Genomic DNA, 23,460 nt, shown 5'->3' with positions numbered 1-23,460 from the left:
CATAGCCTCAATTTGGGCAAAATTACGATATACAGAGTGAAATAAAACAAATGACACACACAACTTTTTCCACAAATAGCAAAATCTGGTGGTGGCACATCCCTAACTAGCGGGCTGTGAGTGTTTGTGTGAGCAAATAATTATTAAGAGGCCCGTTTATCGGGCCTTTTTCGTATCTGCCCGCAAACGCGTTAAAATTAAAATCAAACTTGAGAAGTGAAACATGAGTTTAACTCAACTAAGTGAAAAACCCGGAATTGCCGAAACCATTGTTAAACATGGACCTTACGTAGCTGATCCACTCAGTGCCTATCAGCAGTTATGTCACAATAAAACAAATACGTTATTACTTGAGTCGGCAGAAATCGACAGCAAAGATAACTTAAAGAGTTTAATCTTATTAGACGCTGCATTAAAATTAACCTGTCATGGTCACTCCGTTTTTATTCAAGGGCTAAACGACAATGGGATATCTGTATTGCCGTTGTTTGAAGAACATATTGCCGATGGTGTAACCGCCACAGCAGACCCTAAAAATAACGCCCTCACCCTGACCTTTTCCCTACCTGATGCAAATCTTGATGAAGACGCACGATTAAAGGCACCGGCGGTGTTTGATGCCCTACGTTTGATTATCAAAAATATTCAATGCTTGCGCCAACACCCGCAAAATTTATTCCTAGGCGGCGCATTCGCTTACGATTTACTGGCCAGCTTCGAAACCTTGCCGGATGTACCAGAAAGCGAAAATACTTGTCCTGATTTTGTGTTCTATTTAGCCCAATCATTACTGGTAATAGACCACCAACTACAAACCACAGAAATTATCAGCACCGTCTTTAGTGGTCAACATGTAAGCAATAGCTACTTTGCCGTCAGTCAACAATTAGAAGAAACCATTAGTCAGTTAAACCAACTCGAAACCAATTCAGTTCAAGCCGCACCAGAGCCCACTGCAATGAAGTTGGAAGTTGATAAATCCGATGAAGAATACAAGCAGGACGTGTTAAACCTTAAAGAACATATTCTGGCCGGAGATATTTTCCAAGTTGTTCCTTCTCGTACCTTCAAATTACCTTGCACCGCACCTTATGCAGCCTATGCAAATTTAAAGAAACAAAATCCAAGCCCTTATATGTTTTTCCTGCAAGATGATGATTTTTGTATGTTTGGAGCCTCGCCTGAGTCAGCTTTAAAATACGATAAACAGTCCAATCAAATTGAAATTTATCCCATAGCCGGTACACGTCCTAGAGGAAAACATACAGACGGCAGTATCAATGTGGACTTGGATAGCCGCATTGAACTTAACCTTCGCGAAGATCAAAAAGAAAAAGCAGAACATTTGATGCTAGTGGATTTAGCACGAAATGACGTGGCTAAAGTGTCTCAACCTGGTACTCGCTTCGTAAAAGACTTGCTTAAAGTTGATCGATATTCCCATGTAATGCATTTGGTCAGCCGAGTTGTCGGCCAATTAAGAGATGACTTAGATGCCTTACACGCTTATGCAGCTTGTATGAACATGGGCACCTTAGTGGGTGCGCCTAAAGTCAGTGCCGCATCGCTAATACGAGAAGTAGAGAAAAAGCGTCGAGGTAGTTATGGTGGCGCCGTAGGGTATATAAACGGTCATGGCGACATGGATACCTGCATTGTTATTCGTTCTGCATTTGTCAAAAACGATATTGCCTATATTCAAGCTGGCGCTGGCGTGGTTTACGATTCTGATCCCCAATCTGAAGCAGATGAAACTCGCGGAAAAGCACAAGCGGTGATCACCGCGATTATTAGCTCCCATGCCAAGGAGAACAATTTATGAGTCGTCCAGTTAGTGTTTTCCTACTAGATAACTATGATTCCTTTACCTACAACCTCGTAGATGAACTTCGCACTATGGGAATGAATTTAATCATTTATCGAAATTCGGTTTCGGCCCAATTGATCTATGCTCAGATGCAACAAAAAGCACAAGATTCAGAAGTGCTACTCTTGTTATCACCTGGACCAGGTGAACCGTCACAAGCGGGCTGTTTGCTTGAGCTGATTGGGTTAATCAAAGGGCAATTCCCAGTCTTGGGAATTTGTTTAGGACATCAAGCCATTGTCAAATCTTACGGTGGACAGGTCGTAAGAGCAGAACAAGTTATGCATGGCAAAGCGTCTTATATTCAACATGACAATAGTGCTCTTTTCGCTGGTTTATCAAACCCACTGCCGGTGGCGCGCTATCATTCGCTAGTTGTGAGTGACATTCCCACTGAATTAAAAGTGATTGCCAACTTTGAAGGTATTCCCATGTGTGTGTATCATCCTGCCGATAGAATGTTGGGCTTCCAATTTCACCCTGAATCCATTTTGACATCCCATGGCAGTCAACTTCTTGAACAAAGTATTCGTTATTTAACGCAAAAGGCATAAACATGACTATCAATACACTTTCCCACTTGGAATCGTTATACCAGGGTCAAGATTTATCTCAGCAAGATTGCGAAGCATTATTTTCATTGGTGGTAACGGGTGAGTTAGATGACATCGTGATTTCATCCATGTTAACCGCGTTGAAAATAAAAGGTGAAAAGCCTGCAGAAATTGCTGGCGCAGCAGCAGCGTTAATCAATAACGCCGCGCCCTTCCCTCGCCCTGAATATCCTTTTGCCGATATTGTTGGAACCGGCGGGGATGGTCACAATACCATTAATATTTCCTCAGCAGCGGCTATTGTTGCCGCCAGTTGCGGGGTAAAAGTGGCAAAACATGGCAACCGCAGTGTATCAAGTAAATCCGGTTCCGCTGATTTGTTTCGAGAATTTGGTATGGATCTCGGTATGAGCCCACAGACTGCAAGAAACTGCTTGGATGACGCCAACTTATGTTTCTTATTTGCTCCTAATTACCATGCTGGAATTAGATTTGCGATGCCCGTTAGAACCACCCTTAAAACACGAACTTTGTTTAATTTATTGGGACCCTTAGCGAACCCAGCGAAACCCAGTCATATGATGATAGGTGTCTACGCCCCTGAATGGGTAATGCCATTTGCTAAAACCTTAAAATTGTTAGGGTATGAAGACGCCCTTGTGGTTCACGGTAGTGGCTTGGACGAATTGGCCTTGCACGGTCCTTCTCAAGTGGCCGAGCTTAAGAATGGAGAAATTAATCAATTCACATTAACGCCAGCTGATTTTGGTCTGCAAGAGCACTCCCTTGATAGCATTAAAGGGGGAGAGCCTGAAGAAAATAAGGCACTGATAGAAGCCGTATTAACTGGCAAAGGTCAGATCGCCCATCAATCTGCGGTAGCCATGAATGCAGCTGCGCTATTGAAATTAACAGGGTTAGCATCCACCTATGAACAAGGGGCTAAAATGGCGCTAGACGCCATGCAATCCAAACTCCCTCTTAATACTATTTTAGCGGCTGCCCAGATTAGTCAACAAGGAGGGCAATAAGTGGCAAATGTACTAGAAAAAATATGCGCTAATAAACGTGAAGAATTGGTGCAGCGCAAGTTAGATCTGCCACTGTCGTCCTTTAAAGACGGGTTAACGCCGTCGGATCGCAGTTTTTATCAAGCCTTGTCACAGCCCAATGCAGGTTATGTACTTGAATGCAAAAAAGCCTCTCCATCTAAAGGATTGATCCGCGACGATTTCAACCTTGATGAAATTATTGCAGCCTACGGCCCATATGCAGCATGTATTTCAGTATTAACCGATGAAAAGTATTTTCAGGGTAAATTTGAATATTTAGAATATGTACGAGCTCGTGTCAGCCAACCCGTTTTAAATAAAGATTTTTTTGTGGATCCTTATCAAATATATTTAGCACGACATCACAATGCCGATGCAGTGCTACTTATGTTATCGGTGCTCAAAGATCAAGAATACGCTGAACTTGCAGCCTTAGCCGATGACTATCAACTCGATGTTTTGACAGAAGTCAGTAATGAAGAAGAAGTGCATAGAGCCTTAGCCTTAGGTGCTAAAATCATTGGTATCAATAATCGTGATTTACGTGATTTGAGTACCAATTTAGCCACCACTGAAAAGTTAGTTCCACTGATTAAACAAAGTGATCATGAATGCGTTGTGATTTCTGAGTCTGGTATTTATAGCAATAAAGATGTCCGTCGTTTAGCCCCTCTGGTTGACGGTTTTTTAGTGGGCAGTTCCGTCATGGAAGAAGTCGATGTTACCCGTGCAGTTAAAAAGCTGATTTATGGCGATGTTAAAATATGCGGCATTACAAAGGTAGAGGATGCCCGGTTTATTGCCAGCAGTGGCGCAACCTATGGAGGTTTAATCTTTGCTGAAAAGTCTCCCAGAGCAATTTCCCTTGAGCAAGCAAAAAAGATTGTTGCCGGTGCATCATTTCATTATGTGGGGGTCTTTGTAGACGAAACAGTCGACAAGATAGTGGAATATGCCCATCAATTAGACTTAGCCGCAGTTCAATTACATGGACACGAAGAACAGAGCTTTATTGATAACTTACGTGCCCAATTAACCCCTAACTGTGAAATTTGGAAAGCATTTGGCGTCACTGATGAGTTACCTGTTATGGATTTAGTATCTGTTGATAGGTTTTTACTCGATTGTAAGGTGGGCGAGCAATCCGGTGGCACTGGCCAGCAATTTGATTGGCATCTGTTATCCCAATTACCAGACAACAATAATGTGATGTTAGCTGGCGGGCTGAAACCTGAAAACATTCAACAAGCGCGAACCACAAAAGTATTAGGACTTGATGCAAACTCAGGAGTAGAAACTGCCCCTGGCATTAAAGATCAGCAAAAGATTAGCCAATTATTTGATCTATTGCGCCGCTACTGAAGTTTAACTCAGCATTGAGGTTTAATTCAGCCAGTTTTAAACAATAGCCAATAGACAACTAATTAGCTTAAACAGATATTAAAGAAAAGAGAGCAATATGAATCACTTAGACAGTAAATTTGGCGAGTATGGAGGTATGTATGTACCAGAATTGCTCATACCAGCATTAGATCAACTCGAACAAGCCTTTATCGACGCACAGAATGATCCTAGTTTCGTAGAAGAGTTCAATGGTCTGCTCAAAGACTATGCAGGTCGTCCAACCTCCATGACCCTGACGAAAAATTTGGTGAGCAACCCCAAAGTAAAACTGTATTTAAAGCGTGAAGACTTATTACATGGTGGGGCCCATAAAACCAACCAAGTGTTAGGCCAAGCTATTTTAACTAAGCGTATGGGTAAAACCGAAGTTATCGCAGAAACAGGCGCAGGACAACACGGCGTAGCAACCGCATTAGCTTGTGCACTGATGGGGTTAAAAGCGCGGATTTACATGGGCGCAAAAGATGTTGAACGTCAAGCACCTAATGTATTTCGGATGCGCTTAATGGGCGCGGAAGTGATTCCCGTAAATGCTGGTTCAGGTACCTTAAAAGATGCGGTAAATGAAGCCATGCGTGATTGGTCGGCAACATACGATAAAGCCCATTATTTGCTCGGCACTGCAGCTGGACCTCACCCCTTCCCGACCATAGTTCGCGAGTTTCATCGCATGATTGGTGAAGAAACCCGGGCTCAAATCATGGAAAAAGAAGGCCGTTTACCCGATGCGGTTGTCGCCTGCGTAGGTGGAGGCTCTAATGCCATCGGTATGTTTGCTGATTTTATTGATGAGCCCAAAGTACGCTTAGTGGGTGTTGAACCTGCCGGTAAAGGGATCCACACACCGGATCACGGTGCGGCCATATGCACAGGTAGCAAGGGTGTATTGCACGGAGCATACAGCTATATTATGCAAGATAACGACGGCCAGATTGAAGAATCCTATTCGGTTTCTGCAGGTTTAGATTACCCTGCCGTGGGCCCTCAACATGCTCACTTACATGACATTGGTCGTGCGGAATACGCCGCAGTGACAGATGATGAAGCACTAAATGCATTCCAGTTATTAGCACGTAAAGAAGGGATTATTCCAGCCCTTGAGTCTTCCCATGCCCTTGCCCACGCCCTCAATATGGCAGATGAAGCAGAAGAGGAAACCATCATAGTGGTGAACTTATCTGGCCGGGGTGATAAAGATTTAACCCACGTTTATAACATATTGGGAGAGCAAGAATGAGCCGTTATAACAACATGTTTGAACGCCTAAACAAAGATAATCAAGGTGCCTTTGTGCCCTTCGTCATGCTTGGTGATCCAGACAAAGAAACGTCGTTTAATATCATAAAAACATTAGTAGAAAGTGGTGCTGATGCCCTGGAACTAGGAATTCCTTATTCTGATCCTATCGCCGATGGTCCAACGATTCAAAAAGCCAGTATTCGCGCCCTGAATAATAAAATTACGCCATCAGATTGTTTTGCTGTGATTAAACAAATTCGCGAGCTATTTCCGGATGTTCCCATTGGGCTTTTGTTATATAGCAACCTGGTCATCAAAAAAGGCTTGTCTGAATTTTATCAAGCCGCAAACGCTGCTGGTGTTGATTCCATTCTTATCGCGGATGTTCCCCTTCGTGAAGCTCAACGATTTATAGACATCGCTAAGGGTAATAATATTGATCAGATACTAATAGCACCGCCAAACGCCAGTGATGAAACCTTAGCTGAGATTGGTCAAAAGTCCTCAGGTTACACTTATCTACTCGGCAGAGCCGGTGTGACAGGTGCAGAGACTGCAGCCACAATCCCAGCCGATGAATTAATCGCTAAGCTGACCCAATACCAAGTTGCACCGCCTTTATTGGGCTTTGGCATATCCAAACCTGAACAGGTTTCAGAGGCCATTGCCGCGGGTGCTGCCGGTGCTATTTCGGGTTCGGCCACAGTGAATATAATCGAACAAAATCTCGAAAACCCGAGTAAAATGCTAGAACAACTTGCTAGCTTTGTTGCTGACATGAAAGCCGCTACCCATAAATAACAGATTTGATAAGAAGGATAATTCAATGTTGTATGTGATTTACGCAGAAGACGTAGCCAATAGTTTGCCCCTTAGACTAAGCGTCCGCCCGGCCCATTTAGAAAGACTAGAATCCCTTAAACAACAAGGCCGTTTAGTGGTTGCAGGTCCTTGCCCTGCCATAGATAGCCCGACTCCAGGGGAAGCTGGATTCACAGGTTCCGTGATCATCGCTGAATTTGATAGTTTAGACGCGGCCCAGCAATGGGCAGATACAGACCCCTACATTGGCGCTGGCGTGTTTAAAAATGTGGTGGTTAAACCGTTTTCACAAACATTACCCTAGGTAAAAAAGCATGGCACGAATCGACATTACAGAACATCTGAGCATATCTGACGATCAGTTTGAAATGAGTGCTATTCGTGCCCAAGGTGCTGGCGGCCAAAACGTCAATAAGGTCTCCAGTGCAATTCATTTACGTTTTGACGTTAACGCCTCTACATTGCCAGAGTTCTACAAAACAAGTTTACTCAACAGCAATGACAGCCGTATTACCAACGACGGCATTCTAGTAATAAAGGCGCAAAATTACCGTACTCAAGAGCAAAACCGCGAAGACGCCATTACCCGTTTAATTGAAATTATTAAGAAAGCCGGTGAAAAACCTAAACCTAGACGCGCCACTAAACCCACCAAGTCATCACAAATTAGACGGGTAGAAAGCAAGAAAAAAGCAGGAAAAACCAAATCTTTGCGAAAAAAGGTCAACTTCGATTAAGCCTCAAGTGTCAGTCTCTCCTACATAGCTAACCCTAGGTTAATATACACAAAGCAATTACTTAGCCTCTCACCCCATTCAAGGTTTTTATATCGACGCCGATATCCTGTGTAACAACGGGGGCTTGGTTAATGAAACAAACAGGTAAATTTACACTTAAATTAGTTAAACGAGCTGCGTTACTGTGTGTGATCCTCTTGAGTATTTCTGCTTGTAACCAACTTTTCTCCATGAAAATTGTACGATTTGCCGATAAAGACAGCTATCAAGCAGATCCACAAACACTGGAAACCGTGGACCGAACCTTCTACTCAGCATTACATTTGGGAGATTGGCACTATCAGGGATCGAATACCTCTTTTGGTGAAGTAAGAGCGTTCATTAAAATTCCACAAAAACTCGATTTAGCCAAAAACGTGCAACAACAGTATCTACAACAAATTATTTGCCCAAGTGCGGACAAGCTAGAACTGTGGTACAAGTTAAGAAATATGGATTTAGAAATTCACATTTATACCAACAACAGAAGCAGCACGATTTCAGCTACTTGCGTGAATCCCCTACAAAAAGGCAATAGTCAGTCAGTGTAAAACCACAAAACTTAACTTAAGGATAAGGATTAGTTCAGTTATAGTTCAGTTAGCCTCTCCTATTATGAACCTAAGATTTTAAAGGAGAGACCTAATGTTAAATTTAAAAAGCATTTCAATTGCCACTCTATTGTTTGGTTTTACTGCTACCCAAGCGTTAGCCGATAGTCGCTATGACTATGCAAAAGTCGTTAAGGTTAACCCTGTTTATCAATACACGTCGGTTAAACAACCTGTGCAGCAATGCTATCCTGTTAAACGCACGGTTAGATACAACAACAATAATCATCAACGTGTTCACTCAACTGTCGCAGGAGCGGTGATTGGAGGCGTTATCGGCAATGTAATTGGCGACAATCGAAGCAGCACTATTGCAGGGGCTGTGATAGGCGGTGCAATTGGAAATCATGCCCAAGGGCCCCAGTACTCTACCTCTGTTACTCAACACTGTGAGACAGTTTACCAAACCTCAAAAAAAGTAAGAAAAATCAAAGGTTATGACGTAAAATATCGTTATCGAGGTGCAGCCTATGAGACCTTTATGCGTTCGCATCCAGGTGATACAGTGAAAGTCAGGGTTACGGTTTCACCGAAAAGACATTAAACTTTTTGTCATTAACTAAACGCCAACGAGTCAGGAACCCATTTTGATTGTGCTCATTAGACGTAACGTGATTTTCTTGTTGATGGCATTTGCCCTTAGTTTCGGCGGGCAAGTGTCAGCTCAAGAAAAATCAAACAGCAGCATTGATAAAGCCCAAGCCGCAGAAAAAGTGTTGCAAAAGGTTAGAGGCCGCGTATTGCGTGTTAACCAAAGCAAAAATACCTACAAGGTAAAGGTGTTACAAAAAACCGGACGGGTCGTCACTGTCGATGTCGATAAACGCTCAGGTAAAATAACCAAACAACGTAGTAGAGATAAATAATGCGTATTCTTGTAGTTGAAGACGATAGTAGGCTGTTAACTCAATTAGATCAGTTACTGCAACAGCATGGCTATAGCGTCGATTTAGCCGATGATGGCGCTAAAGCCAGTTATTTACTGGCCGAGCACCCTTATGACCTTGCTATTGTGGATATTGGACTACCCGTCATAGATGGTTTTGATGTCATAAAAAATGCCAGAAAGAACAATGTGATTTGCCCAATTCTTATTTTAACTGCACGGGATCGGTGGCAAGAAAAAGTAGAAGGCCTTGACGCTGGCGCCGATGATTATCTCACCAAGCCGTTTCATAACGAAGAACTCTTGGCCAGAGCAAAAGCCCTTATTCGTCGCTCATCTGGCCAGGCCAATCCGTTAATAGAAAAAGGCCCTATAAGCTTGGATACAACGGCCGAAGAAGTGATGGTTGACGGCCAATCTCTGGAGCTAACGGCCTACGAATATAAGGTTTTGGAGTACCTTTTTCTCAATCCGCAAAAAGTGGTGTCTAAAACTGAATTGACCGAACATATTTATGATCAGGATTTTGATTTAGACAGCAATGTCATTGAAGTATTTGTTGGTCGATTACGTAAAAAACTAGATCCACAAAATCAATACAAACCCATAGAGACTTTACGGGGACGTGGCTACCGAATTAATCGAGAGTTATGATAAAGTTATCTCTGCGCCTAAGAAGTTTTGCTGCAGCCCTGTTGGCACTGCTACTTTTTATTCCCTTAGGCGCAATGACGTTAGAACAAGCCTATACGGATAGTCTTAGCCAATCCATGCTTGAACAACTGCGTGTCCAAAGCCTCACCCTTATTTCTGAGTTCGAAATGGTCGAAGGTGAACCGGAAATGCCAGAACAACTCTTCAATGACAAACTCAACATTCCTGGCTCTGGATTGTACGCATTTATCAAAATAAACAATGACATTGTGTGGCAATCGTTATCCACTTTAAACTGGTCTGAACAACCCAAGTTAGATGCGCCCATTATTGGTAAAGAAATATTTTTAACCGAATTTAGCTTGCACTCCGATTATTTTCTGTATTCCTATACTGCTGAATTTGAAGGCGATATTGATTATGTTCCAGTCAGTTTTTTTATCGTGCAAGATCAACTCACGTTTGAAAAAGAACGAGATACCTTTTCAAATACCCTTTGGTATTGGCTTGGCTTTTTAGCGCTACTATTGTTAATTGTACTCATAGCCAGTTTAAATATGGCGTTAAGTCCAATCAATGCGCTCATTCGACAAATTAAAAAGACCGAAGAAGGTGATATTGAACGCTTACAACAAACCTATCCTCCTGAGTTGGAAAAATTAAAGAGCAGTATCAACCATTTACTCGACACCGAACAGCAACAGCGCAGTCGCTATAAAAATAGTCTTAGTGATCTGGCTCATAGCTTAAAGACTCCTCTAGCAGTGCTAACAGGTAATCCTAATTTACCCTCATCCGCCCGTGAACCTTTATCGCAAATAGATAATATCATTCAACGCCAATTAAAACGTGCCGTCGCCGGAGCTGGCAGTGGTTGGGAACAAGCCGTTTCAGTGTCAGTGATTGTACAAAAATTGCAGGCTGCTATGAATAAAGTCCACGCTGACAAGGGTTTAACAATTAGTACGCAGATAGCAGAAAATTGCCTATTTAGAGGCGATCAAACGGATTTACTGGAATTACTTGGGAATTTAATGGATAACGCCTGCAAAGCGGCAAAGTCAAAAGTGATTGTCTCTGCACAACACACTAATAAACTATTGCGTATAACGGTTGAAGATGACGGTAAGGGAATTGAACCGCAACACCGGCAAGCGCTTCTACATCGAGGAAAACGATTAGACAGCTATCAAGAAGGACAAGGTATTGGTATGGCTGTGGTAACCGATTTAATCTCTGCCTACCATGGAAAAATGGAAATTACTAACTCCACTCTAGGTGGAGCCAGAATTGAAATGACCTTTACTCAGGTGCCTGATTAAGCTCTTCGGATTCTTGTTGTTCTTCGGGAATATCTTCACTATCGAGTAAAATGGCAATCCAACGACTGTCTTCATTAGACTCTAACGCTATTTTTACGATCATGGTTAAGGGCACAGATAACAGCATCCCCACAGTGCCTAATAACCAGCCCCAGAAAATTAATGATAAAAACACCACTAAGGTTGATAATCCTAAGCCTCTACCTAGAAATCTTGGCTCAACCACATTCCCCATCACAGTATTGGTAACCACATAGCCAATGGCAGTGAGTCCCGCCACCCCAGGACCTAATTGTACAAATGCGAGCAGCACTGCAGGTACAGCCGCAATAATAGATCCGATGTTTGGAATGTAGTTTAATAGAAACGCCAACACTGCCCACAACATAAAGTGATCAAGCCCTAAGAAATATAACCAAATGCCAATAACGGTTCCTGTACCGATACTCACAATGGTTTTGATCACCAAGTAATTCTTAACCGAAACTAAAAATTTATCGATTTGTTGAATTTTCATAGAAGGATCATCAAGGGCAATATGTACTTTCTTAGGTACAGAATCGGCTTCGAATAACATAAACACAACAGTAAGTATGATCAGTAAAAAATTAGTCAATACACTTCCAAAGCTGGTCAGTATATTGGTTGCCATACTCATGGCTATTCCTGGATCTAAGTAAGAAACCAACAAGTCACTATTGACCTCTATACTGAAAAGACTCTCAAGCTTACTCGTAACCCAAACTAACTCATCACTTAATTGTTGTTTGTATTGGGGAATGTTTTCTCGAAATTCAGCCATGGAGTTACCCACTAAACCTGCTAACATAAATCCAAAAATAACAATGAGCAGTATCACTAGTATGACTGACAACCAACGAGGCACCCTATATTTAGATGCCCAATGGATGATTGGATGACATGCCATAGCAATAAAAATTGATAACAAAAAAGGCACTACGATTGTACTGGCGGATTTAATTCCCGCTAAAATAATGACAACACAGGCTAATACTAATATTGCTTTAATCGCAGTGGGCGACTTAGTTTCCATACAGATTCACATTGGATTATTTGATGTTGGCTGACAAACTAGCAGATAATAGCCTTATTGAAAACACAACGATTAAACAACATTTCGCGATTTTAAAGGAAGTAACAATAAATGAAGCTGAATCCAGCCACTATCAGAATTAAAAACCTAAGGTTACGCACTTATATTGGTATTAATGAAGACGAAATAGTGAACAAACAAGACGTTATCGTAAATGTTAAGATTCACTATAATGCCGAACAAGCCACTGGCTCAGATGATATGGAAGATGCGTTAAATTATAAAACCATCACCAAACGCATTATCAAATTGGTTGAAGACAACCGCTTTTCTTTATTGGAAAAATTGACCTCTGATGTACTTGAAATTGCCGCCGAGCACCCTTGGGTGATTTATGCCGAGGCGGAAGTAGATAAGCCCCATGCCTTGCGTTTTTCGGACTCTGTTTCCCTGTGTCTATCCTGCACAAAAGAATAAAAAACAAAGGTCAACTGGGTAATAAATAACTAAAAAAGGGCTATAGAAGCCCTTTTTTAGTAACGGCAAAGGATGAGGTTATCACACCATTTTTCGCAACAACTGACTGGTATTCAATGCCAATAATCGCCAACATCCTGCAGCACCCAGCAATCCCACTGTGACCGCTCCAACAAGGGGTGCAATAATCCAATACTCAAAATGTAATTTACCCTGCATTTCAAATATTTGTGACTGCAACAGATAAAGCGTCAGTTCATTAGCGAATGCTGCCATCAAACCTGCCACTGAGCCAATAATCAAAAACTCGTAAATCACACTGGCGCGTATTAAGCTGCCCTTAGCCCCTAAGGTACGTAAAATTGCCAACTCTTGTTGACGTTCATCCATGCTAGCCTGAACTTGTGCAATTAAGACCAAGGAACCCGCAATTAGCACCAAGACTAAAATAAACTCAACCGCCACTGACACCTGATCGACTATGTCTCTTAATTGATTAATTCTCGCGTCTACATCAAATAGCGTAACGCTGGAAAATGGCTGCATCAGTTGGGCAATTTTTGCTTTATCTTGGGTAGGAACGTGAAAACTGGTGATGTAGGTAGGTAGATATCCTTGCATCGCTTCTGGCTGCAACACAAAAAAGAAATTCGGTTGCATGGTTTGCCAGTTTACACTGCGCAGGCTAGTGACAGTTACACTCACCACTTCACTACCAATATTAAATGTCAGTTTGTCATCTAGTTTTATATTTAACCTATCAGCCAATCGTTCTTCAACAGATACCCCATATTCGTCACCTGTTTGCCATTCATCTAACCACTTTCCAGCAACAATTTCATTCTCATTTTGAAGTGTGTCACTCCAAGTTAGGTTTGCTTCTCGACCAAGGCCATTGCGCCCACTGTCTTTTTGTTCTTCGTCTTCTTTACTAATTTCGGTACGTATTTTTTCGCCATTAATGGATACAAATCTTGCCCGCACAACAGGATAAAAAACATCAGTTTCAACACCTAATTGAGTAAAATGTTGTTCTAAACCTGGTCGTTGTTGCTCGGTAATATTTGACATGAAATAGTTGGGAGTGCCTTCGGGCAGTTGGTCCCGCCATTGTGACACCATGTCGTTACGCATAACCAAAACCACAAGCAACAACATAATGGTCACGGAAAAGCTGATCAGCTGCACACTGTTGTCCATGGCTCGCCGTTTGATTCGAGCCCAAGCTAGTTGCCATGCTCCCATTTTGCCCTGCCCGAGCTTTCTACCCAGTGCAATAAGCCCATACGTGATAGCTAACAACGCACAAACTAAAACGATACCAGACACAAATAAAATTAAGCTAATTTGTAAATTCTGGCTGTAGGCCCACATGAGCAACAAAATGGCTGAGCCCGTGGCAGCAAACTGCAATACACGGGAACTCATACCCGCGCCTAAATCCCGTCTAAGGACTCGCAGAGGAGGTACCGAAAATAACTTTAATAACGGATAAAGAGAGAATAACACCGCACAGATCATGCCGGTGAAGACCGCAATGATCAGAGGTCGCCAATGCCACACATCAATAGACACATTGACTTTATCGGCAATGGCTAAAACCACCAATTGCTGAATGATGAAGCCAGCGATAGAGCCTAATACAATCCCTAACAGGGTGATAAAGGATATTTGATACAAGTAGATGCGTTGAACTAACTGTTTACTTGCCCCTAAGGTTTTCATGATCGCCACGGGATCGTAATGACGTTGGCTATAACGCTGTGCTGCAACAGCAATCGATACCGCAGCCAATACAATTGCCAACAAACTAGCAAGTAAAAAATACTGTTCGGCCCTGCCCACAGAGCGTCCCAATCGAGAGTCATCATCCTCAACCGATTGCCAAGAGTGAATTTCGCGATTTAATTGTGGGCGTAACCAATCATAATAATCATCTAAATCAGCACTGTTACCTACAAAAAAGTAGGTGTAGTCTACTCTACTGCCGGGACCGGTAATATGTGTAGCGGCTAAGTCTTGCAGGCCAATCAGCACCTTGGGATTGCCGCCAAACACACTAAAGCCAGAATCAGGAACATCGGTTATCACCCGGGTTAAAGTAAATTCTTTATCTCCTACTTCAATTTTGTCTCCAAGTTTTAAAGCTAGTTTCTGTAGCAACAGTGACTCCGCCCACACTTCTCCTGTAGCGGGTAATTGTTTGGTCACTTCGCCTAAGCCGAAAGCCTCTGTTGAGGTTTTTAATTGGCCTTTCAAAGGGTAACCATCATCAGCGGCTCGCAGACTGGTTAAGGTCATTTGTTCGTTACCAAACACCATAGAGCGGGCGTAAACTTGTTGGGTAGTATCTAACCCCATCTCTTTGGCTTTTGAAATCCAGCTAGGATCGACCGGTTTGTCAGACTCCAATAGTCTATCGGCAGCAATAAACTCAGCTGATTTTGCGGTTAATGCACCTTGCAGCCGTTCACTAAATAAGGAAAGAGACAAGACCGCTGCCACGGATAAAATAATGGCAAACAATATAATAGTGAGTTCGCCTCGTTTCGCTTCGTGCTTGAACAATCGCCAAGCTAAATTAAATCCATATTTCATGCTTAACTAGCCTGCTGCTGTTGGGCTGATTGTGCGTCTGTGGAGGTAACATCCGTCAATACGCCCCCTTGCATATTAAGTTGACGCTGACACTGTTTGGCCAAAATAGGATCATGGGTAACCAACACTAAGGTTGTGTCAGAATCTCTATTTAATTCAAATAACAATGACTCAACTTTTTCACTGTTAGCAGCATCCAAGTTACCGGTTGGTTCGTCGGCAAATAGAATTTTAGGTTTAGTAATAAATGCCCGAGCAATGGCCACACGTTGCTGCTCTCCACCCGATAATTGATTAGGATAATGGTTACCACGGTGGGCTAAACCCACTTGTTCAAGAATATCTTGTCCAAGTTGTTTGGCATTATCTAAGCCAGCTATTTCAGCCGGTAGCATAATATTTTCAAGGGCCGTTAAACTCTGAACTAACATGAAACTTTGAAAAATAAACCCAACTTTTTCGCCACGCAGCCTAGCTCTTTGTTCTTCATCCATAGAGTGCAAAGGTGATCCCCCTAAGAAAATCTCGCCTTCAGTCACCTGGTCCAATCCTGCCAATAAACTCAATAGTGTGGATTTACCGGAGCCCGACGCACCGATAATAGCAACTGACTCACCAGCCTTGACTTTAAAACTAATTGGTTGAAGGATCTGAAGTTCACCTTCGCTCGTAGTTACTACTTTGGTGATATTTTTAGTTTCTATCATTACATTTGGAGTTGTTGTCATAGTGCACTTATGGTTTAAAAGAAACAGAAGTCGTCTGTTCAATATTGGGTTAATAGTTATACTTTTACTGAGTATTTCGGATCACTTACACGCTCAACAAGCAGAGGGTCCAGAACCGGTAAAAATACTGGTATTGGGCGATAGCTTAAGCGCAGCTTATGGGCTAACGCAAGAACAAGGTTGGGTTAGTTTGTTACAAAATGCTTGGCAAAACCAAGGTATAAACGTTGTAAACGCTGCAATTAGCGGTGAAACCACTGACGGTGCCCTGGCACGGCTACCTAGATTGCTCGAACAGCACTCTCCCACCCATTTATACATTGAATTGGGTGGGAATGACGGATTGCAAGGTCATCCAGTAAAAAAAATGCAAACCAATATTCAAGCAATGATTGATACTGCTAAACAGCAAGGCATAGCAGTTATATTACAACAAATGCAAATTCCAACGAATTACGGACGCCGGTATAACCAAATGTTCACGGGCATGTTCACTGAGCTATCCGTTCAAAATGAGTTACCTTTAATACCCTTCTTTTTACAGGAAATTGCTTTAGACAAATCACTGATGCAAAAAGATGGCATCCACCCTAACCTAGAAGCGCAGCCGATGATTGCCGATTATATGCAACAACAATTAGAACAATGGATTAAATAACCCAATGTTGATTGAATGTGCATGCTGATATTTTTTGTACTATATTGATGATAGGTTTCGGCAACGAGGAGTATAAAAATGGAAGTAGGTTCTTCATCTAGCAGTGCAGTGGCGCAAGTAAGCCAACAACAGCAAGGGCGACAAGTTGACACTCAACAGCGACAAGTTGAGCTTGAATCGCCGTCGCAATCATCATCATCAACTGACAACAACCCTACGCCAAATTCGCGAGTGGGTTCAGTGATCAATACCCAAGCTTAGTGGTCAATGGCTTTATAAGTAAAGTAAAACTGACGAAAAAAAACCGAGCCTTTTAACAGCTCGGTTTTTTGTTACCAACAACCCCTATGGTCTAATGTAATGCACGCTTTTGCCGCTAGCAGGCTGTAAATACCTATCACGCAGCTTTGTTTGACGTGAGGTCATATCAACGAGTTCACCATTAATAATGACCACTTCTGCGCCTTCTGCCACTTCCAGAGGATCACCAGACCAGACCACTAAATCAGCCTGTTTGCCTTTGCTCAGGCTTCCCACTTTATTGTCAATTCCCAATATCTTAGCGGGATTAATGGTTAGCGCTGCAAGTCCGGCGGTGTATGGCAGACCGTGGGATACGGCATTACCGGCATGCTGAGTCGCTAAACGAATATTGTGGGTGCTCATGCCAATCGCGATGGTTACACCGGCTTTTTGTAATCGACCTGCATTTTCCATCGTGGCCGCTAATTGATCGAATTCATAGGGCAAATTCGACTCTGGGTTCAAAATAACTGAAATATTCGCTGCCGCGAGCTGATCAGCAACTTTCCAACCTTCAGTGGCATATAACACCACAATATCCAGCTTAGGGTGACGCTCTTTCAATGCGATTATTTGTAAAAGGTCGGCTTCCCGATGAGCAGCAATCATCAGTGGAGTATCCCCTTGAATAACCGGAACTAAGGCTCTAGCATCTTCAAGGCTACTCATTCCGTACCATGGAGATTGCGGAGTAAAGGTTTTGCCATCGACATAGCTTGCCTCATCCAAGGCTCGTTCCAAGGCAACCCATAGGGAAGCACGGCTGCCGCCAATGTCATCAGCAGCATCATTATCAACCCCCGTTGAAACAAACGCCGCTTTTTTCATAAGCGGTGTCATTCCCTCTGCAAGGGTGATAATTGCCCCTTGCCCTTGGAACAACTGACCAGTTCTATTCATACTAGTAGCAGCAGAGGTCACCCCTTCGATACGAGAAATAGCCAATAGCGACGAGTTGGGATTAATGGCGTAAGATACGTCGTACGCAGCCCCTATATTGCTGATTGCATTAGCAGAAGCACTGCTGTCTACAGTACCTGCCGACGAACTCACTTCGACTAAACCTAACGAGGTGTAAGCGCCAATTAAGCCAGGCGTCACAACTTTACCTTTACCATCAATAATATCGTAGCCAGTCAACGCAGGCGTTTCCGTTAGGATAGTTTGAATTTTGCCGTTACTAATTAAAACGGTGGCATTGGTTAAGGTGCCCTGCTCTGTCATGGTATGAACTGTTGCATCGACGATAGCAATATTTTTTGCACCGGCCGAAGCTGAAAACAGGCCATTTAAAGCAACAGCCAGTACTGCCAATGAACGTAATTTTTGTAAGTTAATCATTTGCTATCTCCTTCACCTGGCTGCCCTAACTCAAAATCACTGACTGGCCAACTGCTAGGATCATTGCGATCAAATGCAAGGGCTCCATCGATGTAGACATTGACGGTTTTCGCATAAGTAGAAAACGGATCCGCACTCCAGAGCACTAAATCAGCATTTTTACCTACCTCAAGAGAACCAGTTTGATCAAATATTCCCAATGATTTAGCAGGATTAGCAGATAACCACTGCCACGCATCCGCTTGTGAAATTTCAATGCCAACACGTTTACCATTTCCCCAAGCTTTTGCTGCTTCTTGGTTTAAACGTTGAATACCTTTATCGTCATCAGAATGCACTATGGCACAAGCCCCTGCGGCGTGAACCATTGGAATATTCTCCTGAATGCCATCATAAGCTTCCATTTTAAAGCCCCACCAATCGGCCCACATTGATGAACAAACGTTGTTTTCTTTTAAACGATCTGCGATTTTGTATGATTCAACAGCATGATGGAATGAGCCAATTTGATAATTAAACTCTTTCATTACATCAAGCATTGTGCCCATGTCATCAGCGCGGTAACAATGCATATGAACGATGATTTCACCGTCTAGTACGCCAGCTAACGTTTCTAATTTTAAATCTCTTTTGGGTACTTTAGGATCTTTCCCTTGATCGTACTCGGCGTAATAGCGATCCCATTTATTTTTATAATCTTGTGCATCCGCCCAAGCTTGACGATAGCCAGCGACATTACCCATACGTGTTCCGGGGCCACCTCTTTTACCGTACACACGTTTTGGGTTTTCACCACAGGCCATCTTCATACCATAAGGAGCGCCGGGAAATTTCATATCTTGGATCACTCGATTAGGCACGTTTTTAACCGTGACTGCTCTGCCGCCTACTAAGTTAGCGGACCCAGGTAGAATTTGTAAACTGGTGACGCCCCCCATAAGGGCACGATGAAATCCTGGATCCTGTGGCCAAATAGAGTGTTCAGCCCAAGCTTGCGCGGTAACAGGATCGGTCATTTCATTACCATCGGAGTGGGATGCAGTATCAGGCGTGGCATATACACCAAGATGACTGTGCACATCAATAATGCCTGGGGTGACCCACTGGCCTTTTCCATCAATTGTTTTGGTGCCATTTGGTACACTAACCGATTTGCCAATGGCTTGTATTTTGCCGTCGCTAATAAAAACCGAGCCAGACTCAATGTAACCGCCAATCCCATCAAGGATGTGCACATTAGTAATTAACGTCGGTTCACTTTCCATGGCTTGATAAGTGCTTGGGAATGGGTTTTTATTCAAGGTTACCGGGGGCTCTTTTTCAGGTTGTTCTGCGTCACAACCAGCCAAAAACACGCCAGCCAAAACGCTAAGGGACATCCCTGCGTATGTAGATAGTATTTTCATGATTTCCTGCCGTAAGTATGTTCGTTTACTTATTTTTATTCTTATTTTCTAATTTTTATGAATAACGAATGGTAAAATCCATCTCCCCCCCCTCTTATCCGCCCAATTCAAAAAACAGAAGAGCAAAAGGCAAAATGGATTTTGGTAGAATTAAATATAACAGTTGTGAACGATACTGCAATTATCCCCCTTGCAATTCATCCCATGGAACTTCGCATTCACCTAAGTTGCTAGCGATAAACGCAGATTGATCGGAAATGGTAACTGTCATGTCCATGGTTCTTTCAATTAACTCACTTAACTGGCAAATATGCTGCCAATCAAATCGATAAAACTTAGCATTTAACTGCTTAAATTTTGCAGCTGATTGTTGCCACCACACATCAGACTTTGTGTTAAAACTATAGACAATGACATTAGTCGCTAAACGCGTCGCTTTTTTGATTCTTTCAACATCTGGCTCGCCTATTTCGATCCATAGACTAATATCGTCATTTGCCTCTTTAATCCAGATGTCCGGTTCAGCGGTTTCGCTCAAGCCTTTGGTTAACTCAAGACCTTGTCGAGCATTTATACAAAAGGCGACTATTCTAGCCATCATACGTTGGGTTGTTTCCGATGGATGTTGGGCAACGATTAAATTCAAATTATCATAATGATGCCTATCCATATCAGCTAACGAAATACGAAATTTATAGATTGTTGGCTTCAATGCCATCTCAAATCACCTGTGATTGTTGTTGAAAAACCTGTCCTTTCAGACGTTAGGTTATTAGGGTTGCTGCAAAACGGCCACAATGTCTGCAGAGCGAGTCAAAGAACGAATACGTAAAAATAAATCTTGTGCCTGTGGATACTGCACTTTTAAATAGCCTAACCATTGTTTTATCCTATTCGGATAATATCGCCCCTTATCACCAAATATTTCGTATCCAGAATAAGTTAACAGCAAGGCTTTCACCTCGTCCCAATTCATTTCTGTTGTGTCATGGCGAATCACTTGCGCCAAATTAGGCATGGCTAATGCCCCGCGCCCTAACATAATGTCATGACACTGAGAGCGCTGTTGACAAAGCAGCGCATCAGCCTTTGTCCAAATTTCTCCATTTGCAATAATTGGAATTTGCGTTTGCTGGCGTATTTTGCCAATCCACTCCCAATACGCAGGCGGCTTATACCCTTCCGTTTTGGTTCGCGCATGTATGGCTAAGCTATTAGCTCCGGCAGATTCAATCGCCTGAGCATTTTCAATGGCTAAAGATTTATCTTCAAAACCGAGACGCATTTTAGCGGTCACTTGATGTTCTGCTGGGACCGCTCTACGCACAGCTGACACTATGTTAAATAACGCCTCAGGCTCTTTGAGAAGAACAGCCCCTCCTTTGCTTTTATTTACCGTTTTAGCTGGACAACCAAAATTCAAATCCACACCATGAGAACCTAATTCAGTGGCTCTAACGGCATTTTCTGCCAACCAATTAGGTTCTTGGCCTAACAATTGTACTTTGACTGGCACACCGGAAGGTGTTAATCCACTGTGATGCAATTCGGGACAAAGACGGTAGAACACTTTATTAGGCAAAAGTTGATCCACGACACGCACAAATTCAGTTACGCAAGAATCAAACCCACCAACTTGTGTGAGCATATCGCGCATGAGATGATCTACGACGCCTTCCATAGGCGCTAACACTATTTTCATTTCAACTAATTAAATTAAAGGGCTTCACAAAGTCGCGGATTGTAGCAAGAATGGCCGTTTTATGATCTGTTATTTGAGAATTTGTTTCGTTGATTTTTGCGGATTTCAGAATCCATCAATATATTCACTTTTCGCTCATCGTCTGCACTGCCCCAGTCCAAAATTTCTTGAAGACTGCGGTAACATCCAACACAAACGTCATCTTGATCTAAACAACAATTGCGAATGCATGGCGAGTCTATTTTGTGAGGTTGCAATTTCATCTAGTCGATTTAGCCTATTTATTCAGTCTAGTTTATTTCGCAAGAACCGATTGACGAAACGCTGCTATTTCTTCGATGGTGTACGGACTGAATACTCGTTTAGTAGAAGCCGGATGATTTTGCAAGCTCACTCCCGCGCGAAAAGCGCTAGCAGGTCTGATGGGCCTGGGGCTAAAACCGCCACCACAATTAGGGCAAACATTCTCTAGCACGGTATCAACACAGCTTTGACAAAAGGTGCATTCGTAAGTACAAATACACGCCTCCTCACTATCCGGCGGTAAATCTTTATCGCACCATTCACAATTGGGTCGAAGCTCAAGCATCTCGCTCTCCAGTTAATCCGTTTTAACAATAGACGGTTGTTTTTCTTGCTTTACCTTAGTGTTGGAATCCCAATTAAAGGTGTAAGGGTCAAAATGTTGTTCGATAGTTGGTTTTATAATGGCAAAGTAAGGAGATATGTCAAAGTCTTTAGGGACAAATAAAGTAGGGTGTCTTGATTGGAAGAAGTGCTTTATTTTAGATTCACGGGCGCGACTAGCAGCCGGCTTTACCTTTTGCGGTAAAATTGGATAGCCAATTGATTGAAAACCTTCGGCCAACAAAGAAGAACAAATTGCTCTGGTGGGATCGCCGCTCCCTAACGACAGCATTTCCCGACGCCAGCCCACAGGCACAGGCGGTGTCTGAATTAAATATCGGGCTAAATCAAAAATATTTTTAGTGTCATACTGATGGCCAATGCGTTGCTGCCCATAGTTAATTACTTTTTCGATATCCTCTGGATTCAGGCCGACAGGTCGACAAATTCTCGTACCTTGCTGCACGTATTCTTGGATATTGACTACCCTAACCCCTTCCACCACATCCGCTTCAAGTAGCTGTACTTTAGTCATATCTGGATTTTCAACTTGGTATTGATCGCTAATACAAAGGGTCGCGTGTGACCAAGTTGATTGGGTTAAATATTTAATTGCGGTGCTGACTCGGCTTACGCCATCGATTAGCAGTACATCACCTTTTTTTAAGGTTTGAATTAAAGCTTCAGGTTCACACGTGGTTTCACTTTGATAAGTTGGGCTAGGCTTTTGTAAAAAGTGCGCTATTTTATCGCCTATCCAAGTCAATGGATTCAATGCTAATTACCAATAAGTTCGAATAGCACCTAATATGCAACAGCTAAGATGTTTGTGCAAATAAGCCATACAGTTGAATAAGAAGACATAGATATGGACCAGCCTTAGGTTGCAGCACTAGCTAGATAAGTTTAACCATAACAACGATATCCATTGCCATCTGTAGACAATTCCACTTTTATGTTTCAGACATAAAAAAACCGCACTAAAAAGTGCGGTTTTTCTAATTGGCGTCCCCAAGGGGATTCGAACCCCTGTTACCGCCGTGAAAGGGCGGTGTCCTAGGCCTCTAGACGATGGGGACAGAAATTTTGCCTATCGAAGCAAGCTTCGATAAATTTCTGTAAGGCGAGTCGAGCCTGCGAGAGGAGCGACATTATAGGATGGTGAACCGTCCTATAACTATAACGAACCTTACAAAAACAATTTTCTATCTTTACTATTTACTTAATTCGCCCAGGAGTGTGAATTAAGCGTTCCTTGTTGCCGTTTCCGGCCACTGAATACATCCTGTATTCTGTTTAAAATGGCGTCCCCAAGGGGATTCGAACCCCTGTTACCGCCGTGAAAGGGCGGTGTCCTAGGCCTCTAGACGATGGGGACA

At 42.7% G+C, this 23,460-nt stretch carries 26 protein-coding genes and 2 tRNA genes; 16 read left to right on the top strand and 12 right to left on the bottom strand.

The features are described 5' to 3' along the window. Positions 1-223: 223 nt before the first annotated feature. The 13 genes from Q4574_RS09485 (at position 224) to Q4574_RS09425 (ending at position 11,187) form a co-directional block, all read left to right on the top strand. Entirely contained in the window at positions 224-1,822 is a 1,599-nt protein-coding gene (locus Q4574_RS09485; protein ID WP_303473822.1) for an anthranilate synthase component 1, read from the top strand. Then, entirely contained in the window at positions 1,819-2,421 is a 603-nt protein-coding gene (locus Q4574_RS09480; RefSeq protein WP_303473821.1) for an aminodeoxychorismate/anthranilate synthase component II, read from the top strand. The genes Q4574_RS09485 and Q4574_RS09480 overlap by 4 nt, the downstream gene beginning before the upstream one ends. 2 nt (positions 2,422-2,423) lie before the next feature. Beyond that, positions 2,424-3,452 carry an anthranilate phosphoribosyltransferase gene (gene trpD, locus Q4574_RS09475; protein WP_303473820.1) on the top strand — a complete coding sequence of 343 codons (1,029 nt, stop codon included), beginning with the start codon at positions 2,424-2,426 and terminating at the stop codon, positions 3,450-3,452. Beyond that, complete coding sequence (gene trpCF, locus Q4574_RS09470) at positions 3,453-4,835, top strand: bifunctional indole-3-glycerol-phosphate synthase TrpC/phosphoribosylanthranilate isomerase TrpF (protein ID WP_303473819.1); 1,383 nt, start codon at positions 3,453-3,455, stop codon at positions 4,833-4,835. Between the two features lie 97 nt (positions 4,836-4,932). After that, positions 4,933-6,114 (top strand): tryptophan synthase subunit beta, encoded by a 1,182-nt coding sequence (gene trpB, locus Q4574_RS09465; protein WP_303473818.1) that lies wholly within the window; start codon positions 4,933-4,935, stop codon positions 6,112-6,114. Next, on the top strand, positions 6,111-6,917 hold the full coding sequence (gene trpA, locus Q4574_RS09460) for a tryptophan synthase subunit alpha (protein WP_303473817.1): 807 nt from the start codon (positions 6,111-6,113) through the stop codon (positions 6,915-6,917). The genes trpB and trpA overlap by 4 nt, the downstream gene beginning before the upstream one ends. A gap of 25 nt (positions 6,918-6,942) precedes the next feature. Continuing rightward, the gene (locus Q4574_RS09455) at positions 6,943-7,242 is read left to right on the top strand and encodes a YciI family protein (protein WP_303473816.1); all 300 of its coding nucleotides are present in this window, start codon (positions 6,943-6,945) and stop codon (positions 7,240-7,242) included. Positions 7,243-7,252: 10 nt separating this feature from the next. Further along, on the top strand, positions 7,253-7,675 hold the full coding sequence (gene arfB / locus Q4574_RS09450) for an alternative ribosome rescue aminoacyl-tRNA hydrolase ArfB (RefSeq protein ID WP_303473815.1): 423 nt from the start codon (positions 7,253-7,255) through the stop codon (positions 7,673-7,675). A 131-nt stretch (positions 7,676-7,806) separates the two neighbouring features. After that, positions 7,807-8,265, top strand: a complete 459-nt coding sequence (locus Q4574_RS09445; protein WP_303473814.1) for a hypothetical protein — start codon at positions 7,807-7,809, stop codon at positions 8,263-8,265. A gap of 94 nt (positions 8,266-8,359) precedes the next feature. Further along, complete coding sequence (locus Q4574_RS09440; RefSeq protein WP_303473813.1) at positions 8,360-8,869, top strand: glycine zipper 2TM domain-containing protein; 510 nt, start codon at positions 8,360-8,362, stop codon at positions 8,867-8,869. Between the two features lie 46 nt (positions 8,870-8,915). Next, positions 8,916-9,191: a PepSY domain-containing protein gene (locus Q4574_RS09435; RefSeq protein ID WP_303474063.1), complete on the top strand. Its 276-nt coding sequence runs from the start codon at positions 8,916-8,918 to the stop codon at positions 9,189-9,191. After that, positions 9,191-9,865, top strand: a complete 675-nt coding sequence (locus Q4574_RS09430) for a response regulator transcription factor (RefSeq protein ID WP_303473812.1) — start codon at positions 9,191-9,193, stop codon at positions 9,863-9,865. Before Q4574_RS09435 ends, Q4574_RS09430 begins: the two co-directional genes overlap by 1 nt. Next, on the top strand, positions 9,862-11,187 hold the full coding sequence (locus tag Q4574_RS09425) for an ATP-binding protein (protein WP_303473811.1): 1,326 nt from the start codon (positions 9,862-9,864) through the stop codon (positions 11,185-11,187). Before Q4574_RS09430 ends, Q4574_RS09425 begins: the two co-directional genes overlap by 4 nt. On the opposite strand, the gene Q4574_RS09420 is transcribed toward Q4574_RS09425, so the two are convergent. Then, positions 11,168-12,241, bottom strand: a complete 1,074-nt coding sequence (locus tag Q4574_RS09420; protein WP_303473810.1) for an AI-2E family transporter — start codon at positions 12,239-12,241, stop codon at positions 11,168-11,170. The two genes, Q4574_RS09425 and Q4574_RS09420, sit on opposite strands and share 20 nt — an antisense overlap. Positions 12,242-12,352: 111 nt before the next feature. Between Q4574_RS09420 and folX the strand changes: the two genes are divergently transcribed. Continuing rightward, positions 12,353-12,718 carry a dihydroneopterin triphosphate 2'-epimerase gene (folX, locus tag Q4574_RS09415; protein WP_303473809.1) on the top strand — a complete coding sequence of 122 codons (366 nt, stop codon included), beginning with the start codon at positions 12,353-12,355 and terminating at the stop codon, positions 12,716-12,718. Positions 12,719-12,799: 81 nt separating this feature from the next. Here folX and Q4574_RS09410 read toward each other — a convergent pair whose 3' ends face one another. Both Q4574_RS09410 and Q4574_RS09405 read right to left on the bottom strand, forming a co-directional pair. Beyond that, entirely contained in the window at positions 12,800-15,316 is a 2,517-nt protein-coding gene (locus tag Q4574_RS09410; protein ID WP_303473808.1) for an ABC transporter permease, read from the bottom strand. Between the two features lie 2 nt (positions 15,317-15,318). Continuing rightward, positions 15,319-16,023: an ABC transporter ATP-binding protein gene (locus Q4574_RS09405; protein WP_303474062.1), complete on the bottom strand. Its 705-nt coding sequence runs from the start codon at positions 16,021-16,023 to the stop codon at positions 15,319-15,321. Positions 16,024-16,045: 22 nt separating this feature from the next. Here Q4574_RS09405 and Q4574_RS09400 point away from each other — a divergent pair, with 22 nt between their 5' ends. Continuing rightward, entirely contained in the window at positions 16,046-16,702 is a 657-nt protein-coding gene (locus Q4574_RS09400; protein ID WP_303473807.1) for an arylesterase, read from the top strand. Positions 16,703-16,780: 78 nt separating this feature from the next. Then, a complete protein-coding gene (locus Q4574_RS09395) occupies positions 16,781-16,963 on the top strand; it encodes a hypothetical protein (RefSeq protein ID WP_303473806.1) in 183 nt (60 codons plus the stop codon). 84 nt (positions 16,964-17,047) lie between these two features. On the opposite strand, the gene Q4574_RS09390 is transcribed toward Q4574_RS09395, so the two are convergent. From Q4574_RS09390 to Q4574_RS09350, 9 genes are all read right to left on the bottom strand, one after another. Then, positions 17,048-18,346 carry an amidohydrolase family protein gene (locus tag Q4574_RS09390; protein ID WP_368411640.1) on the bottom strand — a complete coding sequence of 433 codons (1,299 nt, stop codon included), beginning with the start codon at positions 18,344-18,346 and terminating at the stop codon, positions 17,048-17,050. Then, entirely contained in the window at positions 18,343-19,752 is a 1,410-nt protein-coding gene (locus tag Q4574_RS09385; RefSeq protein ID WP_303473805.1) for an amidohydrolase, read from the bottom strand. Before Q4574_RS09385 ends, Q4574_RS09390 begins: the two co-directional genes overlap by 4 nt. 181 nt (positions 19,753-19,933) lie before the next feature. Then, on the bottom strand, positions 19,934-20,470 hold the full coding sequence (locus Q4574_RS09380) for a YaeQ family protein (protein ID WP_303473804.1): 537 nt from the start codon (positions 20,468-20,470) through the stop codon (positions 19,934-19,936). Positions 20,471-20,524: 54 nt separating this feature from the next. After that, positions 20,525-21,454, bottom strand: coding sequence for a tRNA-dihydrouridine synthase (locus Q4574_RS09375; RefSeq protein WP_303473803.1), 930 nt, complete (start codon positions 21,452-21,454; stop codon positions 20,525-20,527). Between the two features lie 59 nt (positions 21,455-21,513). Continuing rightward, positions 21,514-21,717: a DUF1289 domain-containing protein gene (locus Q4574_RS09370; protein WP_303473802.1), complete on the bottom strand. Its 204-nt coding sequence runs from the start codon at positions 21,715-21,717 to the stop codon at positions 21,514-21,516. Positions 21,718-21,749: 32 nt separating this feature from the next. Then, positions 21,750-22,043, bottom strand: a complete 294-nt coding sequence (locus tag Q4574_RS09365; RefSeq protein ID WP_303473801.1) for a DUF1272 domain-containing protein — start codon at positions 22,041-22,043, stop codon at positions 21,750-21,752. A gap of 12 nt (positions 22,044-22,055) precedes the next feature. Further along, positions 22,056-22,856: a YiiX/YebB-like N1pC/P60 family cysteine hydrolase gene (locus Q4574_RS09360; RefSeq protein WP_303473800.1), complete on the bottom strand. Its 801-nt coding sequence runs from the start codon at positions 22,854-22,856 to the stop codon at positions 22,056-22,058. A 228-nt stretch (positions 22,857-23,084) separates the two neighbouring features. After that, positions 23,085-23,160: transfer RNA gene (locus Q4574_RS09355), tRNA-Glu, on the bottom strand. A 223-nt stretch (positions 23,161-23,383) separates the two neighbouring features. Then, positions 23,384-23,459, bottom strand: a tRNA-Glu gene (locus Q4574_RS09350). Position 23,460 lies beyond the last annotated feature (1 nt).

The organism is Aliiglaciecola sp. 3_MG-2023 (assembly GCF_030548205.1).
GTDB lineage: Bacteria > Pseudomonadota > Gammaproteobacteria > Enterobacterales > Alteromonadaceae > Aliiglaciecola.
Note: the sequence above shows the minus strand (reverse complement) of the source record. Positions and strands in the feature narration are given on the sequence as shown.